Origin of the sequence: Neosynechococcus sphagnicola sy1, from assembly GCF_000775285.1 — a bacterium.
GTDB lineage: Bacteria > Cyanobacteriota > Cyanobacteriia > Neosynechococcales > Neosynechococcaceae > Neosynechococcus > Neosynechococcus sphagnicola.
Genome location: NZ_JJML01000026.1, coordinates 1 through 15,646 on the forward strand (window position 1 = coordinate 1; position 15,646 = coordinate 15,646).

Below are 15,646 nucleotides of genomic sequence, written 5' to 3' on the forward strand. Positions count from 1 at the left end.
AAAGAGCACGGGGTAAGCGCCCCAGCAAGCGAGGTAAACGAGTCTCTACAATCAGTGCAATCAGCCTCAAAACCGTTGTCACTAACGTAAGTATCGTCGGTTCAACCGATGGTTTGACCTTTGAAGCCTTCATTGCTCGCCACCTGGTTCCGAAACTTTGGAAAGGAGCTTGTGTGATTATGGATAACTACTCGATACACAACCATGACACGATCAGAAAGCTGATTGAGGACGTGGGTGCTAAGTTGATTTATTTACCTCCCTATTCTCCAGACTTTTCACCGATAGAAAATTGCTTCTCAAAGATTAAAAATATTTTGCGGACGATTGGGGCACGCAGCTATCCCGATCTCGCTAATGCCATTGAAGACGCTTTTTCTCAAGTATCTTTGGAAAACCTCAAAAATTGGTTCACTCACTGTTGCTACTACGCCTCACAAGAGTGAAAAATGCTATATTTCATTTGATCTTTTTGCTTGTAAGTCAAATCGGATTGCTATAGTTACACTGTACATTTGACCAATGCCAAATTCAGATCGATTGCCAGACCATCAGATTTTGAATTTAGAATTGCTGCTTGATGAGATTTGAACTGGCGAAGTATTACTTCAATTGGGTGTAGTCAGGACCACAGTCACTTGTACTATTTGGAAAATTATATCCTACTGTAGCGGTATTACCTTGACAAATAATTTGAGAATATTGACCATTTGTAGCACTAATCTGACCACTATATGGGCGAGTTCCGTTAGTAGCACTGTTTGTGTCCGAGGCACTAACATAGCCATCGTCATTACCCGAGGGAAGATGGTAGGCTTGTATTAAGTAAAAGTAATATTGATGTGGGAGAGAAATTCCCAATAAGTTTTGAGCTATGGCATTATTACCACTACCATCAGCCATTAGCTTGTGCTCGAAGTGATAGGCTTGTTGAGCACGATTAACCGTGCCAACGGCGTTTTTACCTTCAGATTCCCGCGCTTTACCAACTTGAGCCAGCAGGTTAGGCAAGGCAATAGCAGCCAGTACACCGATAATAATAACAACAACCAGTAGCTCAATTAGAGTAAAACCGTCTGAATTCTCTGTTCTAAATTCTCTCCTCTGAATTCTCTCTTCTGAAAACAGGTATTGTAGAAACTTTAATTTGATTTCAGTCTTCATGATCACACATTCTACTTATCAAAAATAGCAAAACTTGAATTTTTTATATCATAGTAATTCTTGGTGCTAAAGGTTAATCGTTAAAGTTCAACACCACTTCATAAATTAAGGATGAATTTTAATATCGTGTGAAGTGGCTGATTTTCCGGTAGATCACGAGTACTCATGGAACATCAATTTTGACCTTCACGGAATCACAGCCCTCCGAAAGGCTTCCAGGACATCAACAAACCCCTGTAATAGCTAAGAACCCTACGGGCGAAGAACCCCGATTAATCCGAAAACCTTTTCTGTGAATCAGGGAAGCCAGCGCTCTATTGCGAAGCAATGAGCGTCTTGAGGATGTCTTGAGTATTGCGGCAGCAGCCCCTAAAGTCGATTGCGGGCTTTTAACTGCAAATATTGATCCACCAATTGTTGAGAAATTCGGCTAGCAGGGGCATCTAAAACCAAGACCCCCCGCCGCTTCAGGTCAGCGAAGGCCACCAGCCGCTGCGACAGTAAGTCGAGGGCAACGGCACGGGCGTAGGCAGCGCTCACATCCTGGGTGGGCGTGTGGGCCTGGTGATCAACCTTGGGGTCTCGCAGCGTCACACAAAAAAGGCAGGTAGCGGGGAGTCAGCCGTCCCAGTGCCGCCAGCAGTTCAGCCGAGGCGGTGGCATCAATTAAGTCGGTAATCAAGACCACCAATGCCCGCCGCGTCTGTTGATTGAGGATGGCGGTGACGGCTCCTAAATAATCGGGTTCTAGCATCGTCGGTTGGATGGGGGTCAGCCGCTCCACCAGTTGAGCTAGATGGTGCTGGCCGCGCCCTGGGGGAATCCAGGTATGAATCTGGCGGTCAAAGACCGCGACCCCCACGCGATCGCCCCGATGAATCCCCGCCAGAGCCAGAGACAGGGTGGCATTTAACCCCCAATCAAATCGAGCCAATCCCTGGATCTGTGCCGTCATCAATCGGCCGCGATCGAGCAAGATCAGCAGGGTTTGTTCCTGTTCCGGCTCCAACACCCGGACGAGGGGGCGCGCACGGCGGGCGGTGGCTTTCCAGTCAATCAGGCGGGGATCATCTCCCGTGGCATATTCCCGCAGTTCGGCAAATTCGGTGCCCATGCCCAAGCGTCGCAACTGTCTCACCGCTCCGGTGGATTGTAAGGCGAGACGAATGGACAGCGATCGCAATCCTAGTAGATCGGGATAAACCGCTACGGTTTGGGGTTGGGAGATTTTCCAGTCCTGCCATGCCAAACCCCAGGGACTGCGTTGCCGTACCTGAATGTCTCCCCAATTGAATGACCCCCGTTGGGTGGGATGAATGGTATAGCTGAGTTCCTGGCGATCGCCGGCGGTGAGGGTGGTACACAGGATTGGGGTGGAAACGGCAAAGTCTGGGGGGTAGGCATCCCGGATCTGAATCGTTGACGGGTATCGGGATTCCACCACGATCACCACGGGATTATCCCGGCCAATCGACAGCCGTGCTAGAGGTTCTCGCCGCACCTTCACCCGCCGGGACTGGACTTGGTGGTGATCCCAAATAGTGATCCCCGCTAGGAAAGCATCCCACAACCCCAGAAGCAGGCCAGCGATCACGAGTTGGGGCAGTCCGGGTTCCAGGGTGGCAAACACCGTGGCGATCGACATTCCCAAGAGCAATAAACCATAGACCCTGGATGTCGGTATCATCGGGGCACGGGGACTTGCTTCAGCAAATTGCTGATCACCGTATCCATCCGCAGACCATCCAGTTGGGCTTCGGGTCGCAGGATCAATCGATGGCGCAGGAGGGGTTGGGCGATCGCCTTGACATCATCTGGGGTGACAAAATCCCGACCCGATATCCAGGCTTGGGCTTTACTTGCCTGCAACCAAGCCACCGCCGAGCGCGGAGAAGCTCCGAGGGTTAAATCTGGGTATTGGCGAGTACGTTGAACCAGAGCCAACAGGTAGTCCAAAATTGGTTCCGAGAGTTGCACGGCACGGACAACTTGACGCGCCTCCAAGATATCCATCACTGTTGCCAGGGGCTTGATCTGGGCTAGGTCTTGGCGACGAGATTGAAATCCTGACTGACTGTTCAACAGCATTTGCCGCTCGGCAGCGGCATCGGGGTACTCCACCACTAATTTGAACAGAAACCGATCTAATTGCGCCTCCGGAAGGGGATAGGTGCCTTCAAACTCCAGAGAATTCTGGGTGGCAATCACCCAAAACAGGTCGGACAAGGGCAGACTTTCCCCATCCAGGGTCACCTGTTGTTCTTCCATAGCTTCCAGCAGTGCCGCCTGGGTTTTCCGGGGGGGTGCGATTGATTTCGTCCGCCAGTAAAACCTGGGTAAAAATTGGGCCTTGTTTGAGGCGGAAAGTACTGGTATTCAGATCAAAAATGCTGGTTCCCAAAATATCGGAGGGCAGAATATCGGGGGTCAATTGAATCCGGCGAAAGTCAGCCTGAATTAATTGAGCCAGCACTTTAACCAACAGGGTTTTCCCCGTGCCGGGAACCCCCTCTAAAATCACATGGCCTCCCGTTAGCAGTGCAACCAGCAGTTGTTGGACTAAAATTTTCTGCCCGACGATCGTCTGGCTGAGGGCATCACTCAGTTGCACCAGGGGGTGGCTGTTTGTGGAAGGATTTTTTAGCAAGGGTGGGGGTTGCATTCAAGGCGATCATTGGCAGGGGAGAAGCTAGGGGCACAGTTGCCCTCAGATCGATCCGGTGGGACGTGCCCGTTGCTGGGTTTGCTCCCGGATGGTCTGCCATTTCCCTAACCAGATTAGCAAGTCTTGATCCAGGAGGCGATGACTCGGGGGGCGCAATACCTGTTCTAAGGCAGTCCCAGGATAGCCCGTTTGCTGGCTCCATGCCTTGACCAAGGTGGGAGCGTCGAGGAGGGTGTCTCCTAATCCCAGTTGTTGTTGTAGTTGCAGTTGCTCCGCCTTGCCCACCTGATCGACCACGAACTCACTACACAGAGCCTTTTGCAACACCGTTGCCAGGGCTTGAATGTAGGCAGTACTGTTATCAACCTTGGGGCTGGTCAGCGATCGCGGCAAGCCAAACCGCCGATTCTGGGCCCAAATTAGCACCAGTAATAGCAAGATCCCTTGCACACCGACAATGAACAATGGGGTTTGCGCCAGGTAATGCACCCAACTCTTCTGGTGTGCAGCCATCCGAATGGTTTCCGATTTGTAACCGTGGAGGTACTCATCCACCCAACGCTCTCCCCCTCGATCGCTGATCAAGGCCGCGAGAAACTCATAATTATCAAGCTGATCCTGGTAGGCATTGGCGGCCAGGTAAGGGGTGGCAGCATAGATCACACTCCCCCGACCCACCTGTTGCTGCCAGACCACTGCCCCAAAGCGATCGCCCAACAATACTGCAGTAACTTCGGGTTCTAGTTGTTGTAATTTGCCTAAACGACGCCGGGTCTCAATCAATACTGGCCCAACGGGGCTTGACTGCTGAGTTCTAAACGGTGCATCCTGCACCGGCACCGAGACACCCAAAATCATCAAGGTATTGCCCTTCTCCACCCACAAAGCCTCCTCGGAGGATATCTGCGGTGCTTCTAAGCGAGGATACACCCTTAACAGGGTATTGCCCGTCGGCGGGGGGATGGGATCTGGGGTGACTGCCTCAGAAGAGACTGATTGCAGTGCCGGAGTGTTCAGCTGCGGGGCACGAAAGTTTTGGAAGGGCTGCCGCCAGCGTTGCAGCGGCGTGCCGCGCTCAGCCATCCACTCATACCAGGCTCCATAGCCATCCGGGGTGCGGCTGTAGGTAGACCCCCGACGGCGATCGCTGTTTTGGGGGGCAACTAACAACGTCAGCAGTAACAAGGTCACGAGCACCCCTGCGAGGAGGTATTGTTGGCGTTTCGTCATCCCGCCTCCTGTCGTGGGGAGGTCGGCAGTTGCAGCTGTTGATAAGCTTGCCAGCAACCGTCATACTCCTGACGAGAGATCGGGTCAGGGCTAAAATGCGATCGCTCATGGGTTTGAATCAGGGTCTGCAATGGCTGGATGTGGGGCAGCACCGCAGTCATGTAAAGAGCCTCCACCAGTTGCAGATACTCTCCATCGGTGCGACTGGCTTGGTGGGGAATCAGATGAGTTTCATGGAGTTGCTGGAGGGTGGCTAGGTACAGGGCACGACAGGCTTCCCGGTAGTTGCCCTGCCGATAGAATGCCTGGGCCGCCTGTAGCCAGCTTGCAGGTCTGCGCGGGGGGAGGGTTGGTGGGGGAGGCGATTCTGGGTTCGCTGTTGCCGCCCTTGAACCAGTTGGGGCATCAAGATTTCCAGGAGTTTCTGCCCTAGCCAAACCAAGAACACCCCTAGAATCACCAGCATCAACCAGAACAAAGCGTTTTGGCACCAGATGGGAATGGAGAGTTGGGGGAGATCCGGCACCCTGGAGAGCAGCTGAGTGAGCTTAAGCGCCACCCATTCTTCAGTCTGCTGTCCCCACTGATGCAATTGCCAGCCAAGATTGGTCTTTTCGTAGGCATCCACTGCCATAACTAAGCTATCCCCGATGCATCTCAGAAGGTTTTAACAATTGGTTTCTCTGGCCAGAGAGGCGATGGTCAAAGACTACTCTCCGAGCATCGCTGAATAGGGTCGCCTGTTTGCGTCCCCATGAATCTATTGGGTCTGCATCCAAGATACACACTGCTGCATCTGTTGTTTCATCGTGGGGCGATCGCTGTGATACCGCCGACCATGTCCTGGTAACACCCATTCAAATTCATAGGTTGCCAACCGCTGCATGGACTGAATTTGTTCCGTCCAGGAATACCAACACGCCCTGCGAAATCCAATTAACTGCTGGAGTTCCTCAGACCAAGCCAGGTGATCCCCGGTGAACAAAAAAGTCTGATCATAGAGCAGCACGGTGTGCCCTTTGGTGTGCCCCGGCATCACCAGAATCAGTAAGTCAGGGTCTAGCTGCACAGGCTCTGATCCGGTGAGCTGGATTTCAAACCCCCTGGGTGCCAGCGTTGATCTCGTCTTGATGCAAAATGCGATCGCAGCCAAAATGCTGATGAAACTTTTCATGATCCGCCACATCATCCCGGTGGGTTAAGTAGAGGTAGCGGATGCCTCCCAGGGCTTCCAGACGCTTGACTAAGGGGGCGGCAAACCGAGGGGAATCGATCAGCACACTTCCCTCCGGTCGCTGAATCAAATAGCTGGCAGCCCCATAGGAATTTTCGGCATGGTAACCACAGTGAAAGATATTTGCGGCAACGGAGATGGGGAAACTCTCGTGAGCCAGTTTGATATCCGTGGGTTTAGCAACGGTGCCAATGGAGGCGGTGGGACAGGCTAGGAGTGCCTGCATCGCCCGTAATCGCTCGGTGTCCTGGGTGGGTTGGTGATAGACCGCCGATTGATCCCCAGCCTGGTGGAAGACCTCGGGAGCCATCCAGCGGCAGGTATCACAGTCAATACAGCTGTGATCGACAAAGAAATCACCGCCGACATTTTCCGGGCGGCGTTGTTGCAATTGCGCCATGGGTTGCTCCTATCGGGCAAAACTAAGCAGCGTCGGAAGACGTTGATACTTAAATCATACTCATGATGGCTATGACTTACTGAGGGGATGAGTCCTGTAGGATTGGGATCGGAGTTCGCCCTGGTTTTCATGGACTGACGGTAGCATGGTGCAGAGGCATCCCATTGCCCTTCATCTTCATGGAGTGACTGTTCCGTCATGATCGCCACCGCCTCTGATCACGCATCTCCTCCTGGCCTAGAGATCAATTGCTCTCGCCAGTTTACCGCCTGGTTAGCTGAGCAACAGCTGAGTTTGGGGTTCACGACCTATCAAGCGGGGAAGTTATTCCTCTTGGGGTTTAAAACCCGACGGCTCCCTCTCGATCTTTGAACGCACCTTCGAGCGGTGTATGGGGTTGTGGGCGGATGGATCGCAGTTGTATTTAAGTACGCTCTATCAACTCTGGCGGTTTGATAATGCCCTCGAGCCTGGGCAGTTGTATCAAGGCTACGATCGCCTCTATGTCCCTCGCCTAAGCTACGTCACGGGGGATCTGGATATTCACGATCTGGTGCGGGTGTCGATCGAGGGTACCCCACAACTGTTGTTTATCAATACGCTGTTCAGTTGTCTGGCAACAGTGAGTGAAACCCACAGCTTTGTTCCCCTGTGGCAACCTCCTTTTATTACCCGGTTGGCGGCGGAAGATCGGTGTCATCTCAATGGTTTGGCAGTCGTAGCGGGGCAACCTCGCTATGTCACCGCTGTCAGCCGTAGTGATGTTGCCGATGGTTGGCGCGATCGCCGCCAGGATGGGGGCTGTGTGATCGATATTGCCAGTAACGAGATCATTCTCAGTGGCCTCTCCATGCCCCACTCGCCCCGTTGGCACCAAGAGCGGCTGTGGCTGCTGAACTCTGGGACTGGCTTTTTGGGCTATGTGGACTTGAAACAAGGGCAGTTTGAACCCGTAACCTTCTGCCCTGGCTATCTTCGTGGTTGTGCCCTCTATGGCAATTTTGCCGTTGTCGGTCTCTCAAAGCCCCGTCATAACAAGACCTTTTCTGGCCTTGCCCTAGACGATGCCCTGCAACAGCGGGATGCGGAACCCCGGTGTGGTTTGGGGGTGATTGATCTGCGCACGGGGGATCTGGTGCATTGGGTGCGCTTGGAAGGCGTGGTGGAAGAACTCTACGATGTGGTCGTCCTTCCCCAGGTGCGTCAGCCCATGGCCATCGGCTTTAGAACCGATGAAGTCCGCCGGATCATTCGCATCGGTCAAAAAAAAACATCTCTAGCACCGACGTTGGAGCACAACTGCTGAGGAGGGCTGAGCAACAGCAGCAACGGCAAGACTTCCGGGCAGCCCAGTCTACCTATCAGCAGGTGTTGCAGCTCCAACCGGATGACGTTGCGGCCCTTGGCAACCTGGGTACGGTTTACAAACACCTCGGCGACCCAGAGGCTGCGATCGCCTATTATCGGCAAGCCCTTGCCCTGGCACCCAACCAGCCTGAAATCTGGTTCAATTTGGGGACTGTTCTGCAAATCAATGACCCGAAGGCGGCGATTGCGGCCTATCAACAGGCGATCGCCCTTGATCCCACTCTGGGAGCTGCCTACTTCAAGTTGGGGAAGCTGTATCAGGAACAGCAGCATTGGTCAGGGGCAGCCGCAGCCTATCGGGAGGCGATCGCCCGGATGCCGAACTTTGCCCCGGCCTATATGAACCTGGGGAATGTCCTCAAGGCAACGGGCGATCTCACCGCAGCGATCGCCCAGTATCAGCAAGCCCTGGCATGCCAACCGGACGATGGCGAAGCTTTCTACAATCTCGGCAATGCTTACCTGGCTCGACATCAGCGATCGGAGGCCATTGCTGCCTATCGACAGGCGGTGCAACACCAGCCCAGATTGCAAGCAGCCTGGGTGAATTTAGCCATGGTTCTACAGCAAGTCGGGGATTATGATGCCGCGATCGCCTGCTTTGAAACCTTGCTGCAGCAAGATCCAACCGATGCCATGGCCTACTGTAACCTGGGTTCCCTCTCCAATGATCTGGGTCGCTTCGATCAGGCGATCACGTTTCTGGAGCAGGCGATTCAACTCAGCCCCGGCTTAGCCGTAGCCCATACCAATCTTGCCTATGCCTTAGTGGCGGTGGCTCGACTGACCGACGCGGTGGATCACTGCAACCAGGCAGTGAAACTAGCGCCCCAACTGACCGCAGCCTATCTGAATCTCGGCTACGCCCTGAATAATCAAGGCAAGGTGGCAGCGGCGATCGCCAGTTTTCAGGCTGGGTTAGCGGTAGACCCCGACTGCCACCCCCTGAATTCCAATTTGCTCTACACCCTTAATTACAGCGATCGCATCCACCCAGCAGCGATCGCCGAGGTGCATCGCCAGTATGGTCAGCGCATAACCCCAGAGGTTTCCCCCCCATCTTCACAGTGCGACTCCCCGAGAGCGCGATCGGCCATTGCGGGTGGGCTATGTTTCCCCCGATATGTATCAGCACTCGGTGAGTTATTTCTTAGAACCGCTGCTGGCTCACCATGATCCGGCTCGGGTTGAAACCTTTTGCTATGCAGATGTTGCCACCCCGGATGCAGTAACAGAGCGGCTGCAAAAACTGAGCCACCATTGGCGATCGACCCGCCCCCTGAGTGATGAGGAGCTATATGAGCAAATTCTCGGCGATCGCATCGATGTGTTAGTAGATCTCACAGGGCACACGGGTAAAAATCGCCTCCAGATGTTTGCCCGTAAGCCAGCTCCCCTACAAATCACCTATTTGGGCTATCCCAACACCACGGGGTTAGCCGCCATGGATTATCGACTCACCGACATTGATGCCGATCCACCGGGACTCACCGAGGCATACCATACCGAAACACTCCTGCGGTTGCCCCGCTGCTTTCTCTGTTATCAGCCCCTGAGCACCGCCCCTGCGGTGTTAGATCTGCCTGGTAAGACTATGGGACGCATTACCTTTGGTTCCTTCAACAACTTGCCCAAACTCACCCTCAGCGTCATTGCTGTGTGGTCACAAATTCTGCATGCTGTCCCTGATGCCCGTCTGATTCTCAAAGTTCGTTGGCTTGAGGATGAACCTACTCGCCAGCATTATTTAGACCTATTTGCGGCCCAGAAGATTCCGCCACAACGAGTGAAGCTGATTGGCATGATTCCCGACGCCGATCATCACCTCAACTTCTATAACAATATCGACATTGCCCTCGACCCTTTTCCTTATAACGGCACAGCCACCACCTGCGAAGCTTTGTGGATGGGGGTTCCTGTGATTACCCTCGCTGGCTCCACCCATGTCAGTCGGGTAGGGTTAAGCCTTCTGAACGCCGTGGGGCTCCCCGAACTGATCACCCATAGCCATCAGGAATATATTGCGACAGCAGTTACTCTGGCAGCCAATCGCGAACATCTAGCAAACTTGCGCTCCAGGTTACGGCCACAAATGGCAGCTTCTGCCCTTTGCCATGGGATGGCCCATGCCCAGGCAGTGGAGGCTACGTTCCACACAGAATTTTCTAAATGGAACCTATAGGAGTTGCCGATTTAGTGTGGCACAAGTAATAAGCTAAAACCCTTTCCCGGTCTAACTCAGGTGTACTTCATGTTACGAGGAACCCCTGTCAGGACGTGACTCCCATCTGATTGACTGACAAAAGTCCTGAAAGGCTGACGGCTTCGTTGCTCACCCGCACTTTCAGTGCAGGGCGGGGAAGGCGATCGCTGAAAGATTTGTCAGTCAACCAGGACTCCCATACTATTTGGAGATTCTAGCTGGTCTTGTCAGACGTCAATATCTGGTAGGCCGCAATGTAATGGTCAAACTCATTCCACATTTCAATAATTTTCCCCTCTGAAAGTCTGAAAATTGAAATTCCTGTCAAATTCACTCTGTTACCATGGGGTTCCATATTCCAGAGTGTAGCTGTATTTAATCCAGTGATCAGCCAACGAACTACCACCTTCTCATTTTCTGCAATGAGGTCATCAATCCGCATATTCAGATCTGAAAAGGCGTTGCGAATATTGGCTATATCAATTTTGAGTGCTGACCTACCGCCTGTTTCCCCTCCCGTGATCGGGGACATGGTATGACGAACTATGTGCGGGTCAACTAGAGTTTCTAAAAGATCAAGATTACCTAAATTCCAAATTTCCTCAATATAACGACGTACAATCTGTTTATTTTCAGTTAATGTCATTAATTATTTCCCTCTCGCCCACTCAACATCAACAAAGCCAAAAACGTCTCACTACAAAAGGGTAGCGCCATGGTAACCAACGGCTAAACACTCACTCAGCTAAGTTATTCGTGGAAAGTCTGGGAGTAGCGACAAAGTTGGAGGGCAAAGACCCAACTTAGAAAGTATCATCTATCCCAGAATCTAGTAAGCCTCATCACATAGGACTGCCCACCCAGAATGAACTGTTATAGCGGTTACTGAGCCAATGCTATACCGGCAAGATCTTGAAGTACTTGCTGTACAAAGCTTTAAAAAAAGTATTTTACTTCACCAAGCGCACAAGCAGTATAACAAAGCGCAGTAAATCATTATGCAGCAAAAACAGTTCCATGCTGCATTCAAGAGTAGCGCACCAGGGTCAATTGCCGCTTCTAGCACCAGAGGTAGTGACTTCAGTTCCTGAACTGTCACACCCCTAAGGGCATTGTTTTGGTTGGCATATAGTTTGTATGTATTGGTTTGATTCCCTTCACCGTGGGCAGCAGACGGTCTTAACCCTGATCGCCGTTGCGGTTAACGAGCTGCTCAAGGATACGACGGTTCTCTGTCTGAAGTCCTCTGACTTCTGCCTGCATTTCTCGAATCTCTACACCTTGCCTTTGCAGCTCGGTGATGATTGCATGGGAGACATTGACGAGGCTCTCTACAGAGCCTTCTAGCCGCCCTATAGAGTGAGTATTTTGCTCACACACACTGGCGAGAGTGTTCACACTGCTTACAAGCCTGTCCAGCATTTCATCAGTCCATCTTTCAGTGGTCATCGTGGGTTGCATCCTCTAGAGTATGAATAAAACCTGTAACAGCTTTCTTTTTGAGAATTTGGAGTTTCAAAGGCTAATTGAACTATCAGAATATAAAACCTGTAACAGCTTTGATAAAGATTGTCGAGATGTTTTTTTGTCTCAAGATTATCTGTGAAATTTCAATAGCAGATTGTTGAGACATAAATGGTATGAATTGATCAGGCATTCCCTGATTAACCCATATTTCTGTTAGTTGTTCACAACAGTTAATTACTGGATCTGGTAATCTAACAACACGGGTAGAATAGGGGGCACGTTTACCACGCCCACCACGATATAAGCCAGTCATAGAAAACCTGTAATAAGTAAATTACAGCATGATTACAATACATGTTACAGGTTTTGTTAAATTATTCATTAAGCTAGAAACTCAGAAAGATTCCTGTTCCCACGTCACAATCACACCAATTGACTCATAAGCCTTCTCAACCATGTCTCTAAAGCCGCTTGTATAGCCTCCAAACAGGTGAATACGAGGCTTCTTGCTCTTAAGGTACTGAGCAACAACAAGACTTTTGCACCGTCCTTCCAGTCGGTTACATGCTTGATTTCGATCACATGCTCATCTGTCACCAGGTCAATGAAACCAACAGGCGTTTCTACCTCTCTTTCTCCCCCTTCCCTGCTCTGTAGGGAAACTTAAATCATTCGTTCTGACTCAATAACGATTTCTGATGTAACCATGATTCCTTGCCTTGATAGTTGGTTAGTACAGTCCTGGCAGATGCGAACATCTGAACCCTAACGCCTATCAGTGTGGTGGGTGGTTGATCATAGCTGTTCCTCATAACATCAGTCGTTAAATTCTTCTTGGGTGACGGTAACGTTACCTGCTGCGATCGCAAAACTGCAATGACTGCGCTTGTTGCAGAGGTGTCTCCACGTCCTGGATGGTGGGAAACACCCGCAGTACGGATGAAACCACTGATACCTGTACCCGCGTACCCACTGACAGGGGCATGCCTGCTGTCGTGCGGGCATGAAACTCTCGACCGCAGCGACTAATCAGACAGTAGCAATGCTCTCGACCTAAAAACTGGCGATCGCGAATCACGACCGTCGCCGCTGCATCGGGTTCTAGTAATACCTCTTCCTGCCGAATCATCAGTTCCCCAGCGGTGACTGAGGGGAGCGGATTCTCGATACGATTGTTGTGCCCCACAGTCAGACGCTGAATTGGAAATCCTCCTATCTCGGGTTCCCAGCGATCTCCGTGACAGCGAACCGGCAAAAAACTTGGCCTGGGTGACAAACTCGGCCACAAACCGGGAGGCAGGTTCTCTGTAGATCGTTTCTGGGGTGTCCAGTTGCTCTAAATGCCCCTGGCGCATGACCGCCACCTGATCGGAAATCGAGAGAGCTTCTTCCTGGTCATGGGTGACAAAAATTCCAGAGGTGCCCGTTGCCTTGAGAATGTCGCGGATTTCCTGACGTAGGCGCAAACGGATCTGCACATCTAGATTGCTCAGAGGTTCATCCAGCAGGATCAGGCTGGGTTGGGGAGCAAGGGCACGGGCAAGAGCCACCCGCTGTTGCTGACCTCCTGAGAGTTCGTGGGGATAGCGATGTTCTAACCCCTCTAGGCCAACACGGGCGATCGCGGCTGTGGTGAGTTGTTGCACGTTGTCGGGGGGGGTAACGGCGGCTATGACCCCGTGGCCGATGCTTGAGGCCAAAGGCAACATTCTCAAGTACCGTTAGATGGGGAAACAGTGCGTAGTCTTGAAAGACAATGCCCACGTCCCGTTGTTCCGGTGGTACCCAGCAGTCCTCTCCAGCAACCCTCTGTCCTGCCAAGCAAATGGTTCCCGTTTGGGGAGCCTCCAACCCTGCAATCAAGCGTAACAGCGTGGTTTTGCCACAGCCCGAAGGGCCTAAGAGACCGAGTAAATCTCCTTGGCGCAGTTCCAGTGTTAGCCCATGGACGGCGGCTTGCGCTGTGCGAGGAAACTGCTTACTCACCTGATCCACTTGCAGAATCAGTGGTTGGCTGCTGGGCATTGTGCCTGGGTTATCGGGCTTGGTAGTGGGGCGATCGCGGCTAGCATTATGATGGTTGGGTTGAAGTGCTTGTTGCAAACTAAAATCAGTAATCTTCCCAGACATCTCTCAGACTTTTGCTAATTTTTCTTATTAGTTATTCTAAGGTTAATCCGTCTGTATGCAAGATTTCTACAAACGTATCATCCAGCCACTGGGACAAGACCGTTACAGTGCTTGGACGATGCTAGTGATGGCGATCGCGGTGCTGATTTCCCTGCCCGTTCTCACCGTCTTAAGTGGCATTTTCCGGGATACTGGAGCCATCTGGCAGCACCTCGCTGCCACGGTCTTGGCCACTTACATCACCAATTCCCTGGGTCTGATGGTGGGGGTGGGGCTGGGTGTCGTCCTGATAGGGACGGGAACCGCTTGGCTGGTAACCATGTGTCGATTTCCAGGACGATGGATGTTCGAATGGGGCTTACTCTTGCCCCTGGCAGCTCCAGCCTACATCCTGGCCTATACCTACACGGAACTATTGGAATTCTATGGCCCGGTGCAGACAAGCCTGCGAGGGTGGTTTGGTTGGCAGAGTGTTCAAGATTACTGGTTCCCCGATATTCGTTCCCTTTGGGGGGCGATCGCCCTACTGACCTTGACCCTCTATCCCTATGTCTATCTCCTGGTACGGACTGCCTTTTTGTCTCAGTCAGCCTCGACTTTAGAAGCCTGTCGGATGTTGGGCTGTGGTCCCTGGCAGAGTTTTCTGATCGTGGCACTGCCCCTCGCCCGTCCAGCCATTATGGCTGGGTTATCCTTGGCATTGATGGAAACGTTGAATGACTATGGAACCGTCCAGTATTTTGCCGTTGATACCTTCACCACTGGCATCTATCGCACCTGGTTTGGCATGGGGGAACAACAGGCAGCTTCCCAACTCTCGGCGTTTTTACTGCTGTTTATTTTGGCGCTGGTGTTGCTAGAGCGGGGAGCTCGGGGACAGGCCCAGTACTATCAAACTGCCCCACATCGCCAACCACTGGCGGCTTATTCGCTGCGGGGATGGCGGGCGATCGCTGCTCAGCTAGCCTGTTTTCTCCCCATTGGACTGGGGCTTCTTTTCCCTGGGGCAATTTTGCTGCAAATGACTCTGGAAAACTGGAGTCAAACCTTCAATGAAGAATTCTGGGGATTTGCCTACAACAGCTTACTTCTGGCATTGCTAACTGCCGGAATTGCAGTGGCGATCGCACTCCTGATGGCCTATGGTTTGCGACTGCAACCAAATCTGGGGATGCGTCTGGCGACTCAAGTCGCCGCCATGGGATATGCCGTCCCCGGTTCAGTGATTGCCGTCGGCATTCTGGTACCTGTTGGCGGACTGGACAATGCCATCGATGCCTGGATGAGGTCAACCTGGGGAATTTCCAGCGGTCTATTGCTCAGTGGCACAATCGCAGCCCTTGTGTTTGCCTATTTAGTGCGATTCTTGGCCGTTTCCTTCAGCACCATTGATGCCAGTTTAACGAAGATCAAACCGAGTTTGGATGATGCAGCTCGCAGCTTAGGGCACAGCCCACTCAGTACCTTAGTCCGTATCCATGCGCCCCTCATGGGACGGGGCTTGTTGACTGCGGTAACTCTGGGTTTTTGTGGATGTGATGAAGGAATTACCCGCCACCCTCATTATTCGCCCCTTTAACTTCGATACCCTAGCCGTGCGAGTCTATAGTCTGGCAGCCGATGAGCGGCTAGCCGAGGCTTCCGGAGCAGCCTTGGCAATTGTTCTTGTGGGCTTGATACCCGTAATTCTGTTGAATCTCAGATGGGCAGACTCACCCAGGAAGTAAGGTGTCAGCATTAAGAGCACTGGTTTTGACGCTAGTGATAAAGTCTTGAGGTGTCTGG

The 15,646-nt window shown here is 52.2% G+C and carries 8 protein-coding genes and 6 pseudogenes; 6 read left to right on the plus strand and 8 right to left on the minus strand.

Annotated features, from left to right (window positions below; all coding sequences use genetic code 11):
• The coding region (locus tag DO97_RS11920) for a transposase (RefSeq protein ID WP_036533660.1) at positions 1–446 on the plus strand (446 nt) is incomplete at its 5' end.
• A gap of 157 nt (positions 447–603) precedes the next feature.
• On the opposite strand, the gene DO97_RS21050 is transcribed toward DO97_RS11920, so the two are convergent.
• The 6 genes and pseudogenes from DO97_RS21050 to DO97_RS31180 all read right to left on the minus strand — a co-directional run bounded on the left by DO97_RS21050 (position 604) and on the right by DO97_RS31180 (position 6,693).
• Entirely contained in the window at positions 604–1,164 is a 561-nt protein-coding gene (locus DO97_RS21050) for a type IV pilin-like G/H family protein (protein WP_052128669.1), read from the minus strand.
• 369 nt (positions 1,165–1,533) lie between these two features.
• A pseudogene (locus tag DO97_RS11930) lies at positions 1,534–2,851 on the minus strand (DUF58 domain-containing protein).
• Positions 2,848–3,826 (minus strand): annotated as a pseudogene (locus tag DO97_RS31175) (AAA family ATPase). The pseudogenes DO97_RS11930 and DO97_RS31175 overlap by 4 nt, the downstream one beginning before the upstream one ends.
• A gap of 45 nt (positions 3,827–3,871) precedes the next feature.
• Positions 3,872–5,059, minus strand: a complete 1,188-nt coding sequence (locus tag DO97_RS11940) for a DUF4350 domain-containing protein (protein ID WP_052128670.1) — start codon at positions 5,057–5,059, stop codon at positions 3,872–3,874.
• Positions 5,056–5,496: a DUF4129 domain-containing protein gene (locus DO97_RS22230; RefSeq protein ID WP_204368606.1), complete on the minus strand. Its 441-nt coding sequence runs from the start codon at positions 5,494–5,496 to the stop codon at positions 5,056–5,058. The genes DO97_RS11940 and DO97_RS22230 overlap by 4 nt, the downstream gene beginning before the upstream one ends.
• Positions 5,497–5,819: 323 nt before the next feature.
• Positions 5,820–6,693: pseudogene (locus DO97_RS31180) on the minus strand (MBL fold metallo-hydrolase).
• Positions 6,694–6,891: 198 nt separating this feature from the next.
• On the opposite strand from DO97_RS31180, the pseudogene DO97_RS11955 reads away from it, so the two are divergent.
• The 3 genes and pseudogenes from DO97_RS11955 to DO97_RS11960 all read left to right on the plus strand — a co-directional run bounded on the left by DO97_RS11955 (position 6,892) and on the right by DO97_RS11960 (position 10,243).
• Positions 6,892–7,999, plus strand: a pseudogene (locus tag DO97_RS11955) (TIGR03032 family protein).
• On the plus strand, positions 7,996–9,237 hold the full coding sequence (locus tag DO97_RS21065; RefSeq protein ID WP_239651702.1) for a tetratricopeptide repeat protein: 1,242 nt from the start codon (positions 7,996–7,998) through the stop codon (positions 9,235–9,237). Before DO97_RS11955 ends, DO97_RS21065 begins: the two are co-directional and overlap by 4 nt.
• Positions 9,164–10,243 (plus strand): O-linked N-acetylglucosamine transferase, SPINDLY family protein, encoded by a 1,080-nt coding sequence (locus DO97_RS11960; protein WP_239651694.1) that lies wholly within the window; start codon positions 9,164–9,166, stop codon positions 10,241–10,243. The genes DO97_RS21065 and DO97_RS11960 overlap by 74 nt, the downstream gene beginning before the upstream one ends.
• A gap of 235 nt (positions 10,244–10,478) precedes the next feature.
• Here DO97_RS11960 and DO97_RS11965 read toward each other — a convergent pair whose 3' ends face one another.
• A complete protein-coding gene (locus DO97_RS11965) occupies positions 10,479–10,910 on the minus strand; it encodes an ester cyclase (protein WP_036533662.1) in 432 nt (143 codons plus the stop codon).
• A 491-nt stretch (positions 10,911–11,401) separates the two neighbouring features.
• On the opposite strand from DO97_RS11965, the gene DO97_RS23935 reads away from it, so the two are divergent.
• The gene (locus tag DO97_RS23935; RefSeq protein ID WP_156120551.1) at positions 11,402–11,611 is read left to right on the plus strand and encodes a hypothetical protein; all 210 of its coding nucleotides are present in this window, start codon (positions 11,402–11,404) and stop codon (positions 11,609–11,611) included.
• A 970-nt stretch (positions 11,612–12,581) separates the two neighbouring features.
• On the opposite strand, the pseudogene DO97_RS31185 reads toward DO97_RS23935, so the two are convergent.
• A pseudogene (locus DO97_RS31185) lies at positions 12,582–13,756 on the minus strand (ABC transporter ATP-binding protein).
• 160 nt (positions 13,757–13,916) lie between these two features.
• Here DO97_RS31185 and DO97_RS11980 point away from each other — a divergent pair.
• Positions 13,917–15,588: pseudogene (locus tag DO97_RS11980) on the plus strand (ABC transporter permease).
• The last annotated feature ends 58 nt before the right edge of the window (positions 15,589–15,646 follow it).

Bases quoted from the DNA above. Each gene is read 5' to 3' on its own strand.
- DO97_RS11965 (WP_036533662.1), bottom strand. From the start codon at position 10,910: ATGACATTAACTGAAAATAAACAGATTGTACGTCGTTATATTGAGGAA.
- DO97_RS23935 (WP_156120551.1), top strand. From the start codon at position 11,402: ATGTATTGGTTTGATTCCCTTCACCGTGGGCAGCAGACGGTCTTAACC.
- DO97_RS21050 (WP_052128669.1), bottom strand. From the start codon at position 1,164: ATGAAGACTGAAATCAAATTAAAGTTTCTACAATACCTGTTTTCAGAA.
- DO97_RS11940 (WP_052128670.1), bottom strand. From the start codon at position 5,059: ATGACGAAACGCCAACAATACCTCCTCGCAGGGGTGCTCGTGACCTTG.